This is a genomic window from Abyssisolibacter sp. ZYX002 (assembly GCF_056892235.1).
The window spans coordinates 1-1,375 of record NZ_JARMXH010000023.1 but is presented as its reverse complement, the minus strand read 5'-3'; the positions used below and the strand labels follow the sequence as shown (position 1 = coordinate 1,375).

The following is a 1,375-nucleotide window of genomic DNA, read 5'->3' as shown; positions in this document are numbered from 1 at the left end:
TAATTAGATAGAGGTGTTTTTTATGAGTATAAAACTTTTTAACGAGATTGAAATTAATATTTTGAAGTTTAATAAATACGTAAAACGAGTATCTCAGAGGAGTATTACATATACAGATGAATTTAAGTTGCATTTTATCTCTGAGCATGAAAAGGGTATACCAGTTGCTAATATTTTTGAAGAATCAGGTTTTGAAGTATCAATATTAGGTAAAGAGAGAATTTACAGTGCATCCAAAAGATGGCGTAAGCATTATCATGATAAAGGTGTTATGGGGCTACGAGATACACGTAAAACTAATTCTGGTCGACCTATAAAACGTGAATTAACCCAAGAAGATATTATTAGAAAACAAAATGCGGAAATTAAATATTTAAAGGCGGAACTAGATTTAGTAAAAAAGCTCGAGCTAGAAGAAAGGAGAGTGATAGGTAGTAAGTTAGCACCATCATATATTTTTAACCTGATTAACTTAACGATAGTTAAACATAATCTAAAAGGAGTTACTCGTCATCTATGTAAAATAGCGGGCGTATCAGCTTCAGGGTACTATCACTACTTACGCACTCTCGAATTAAGGAGTATTAGAGATGAACAAGATAAAAAAGATTTTAAGTTGATTCAGAAAGCATACAACTTTAAAGGTGTTAAAAAGGGTTCAAGAAGTATTCATATGACTCTTAAACAGATATTTAATATAAAGTTCAATAGAAAGAAGATTCAGCGATTAATGAGAAAATTTAATTTAGTTTGTCCAATCAGAAAAGCAAATCCTTATCGAAGTATGATGAAAGCAACACAAGAACATCGTGTAGTCTCAAATCGGTTAAATCGTAATTTTAAGAATGGACAACCTGGACAAATTCTTTTAACAGATATCACATACTTGCCATTTCAAGAGTCCCATGTATATCTTTCTGTTATTAAAGATAGTGTTACTAATGAAGTATTAGCTCATTACTTATCAAAAACGCTGAAACTTAAGATAGCTATTAAAACTTTAGACTGTCTTATTAAGAGAAATAATAAGTTACATAGCCAAGCATATATTCACTCTGATCAGGGGGCACACTACACAAGTCCAATTTTTCAAAGGAAACTAAAGGACTTAGGTTTAGGGCAATCTATGTCACGTCGTGGTAATTGTTGGGATAATGCTCCTATGGAGTCATTCTTTGGTCATCTAAAGGATGAAATTGAATATAACGTATGTACTTCATTCAAAGAACTTAGTAATAAAATAGATTTATACATTGATTATTATAATAACTTTAGATGTCAATGGAATCTAAAAAAGCTGACTCCTACAGATTATAGAAGTCAGCTGATTGCTGCATAGTTTTTTTATTGTGTCCTTGACACAGGGTCCATTTTA

The 1,375-nt window shown here is 31.3% G+C and carries 1 protein-coding gene; it reads left to right on the top strand.

Annotation, left to right across the window (positions count from 1 at the left end; genetic code table 11):
* Positions 1-22 precede the first annotated feature (22 nt).
* Complete coding sequence (locus P3X86_RS21225) at positions 23-1,339, top strand: IS3 family transposase (RefSeq protein ID WP_483294739.1); 1,317 nt, start codon at positions 23-25, stop codon at positions 1,337-1,339.
* Positions 1,340-1,375 lie beyond the last annotated feature (36 nt).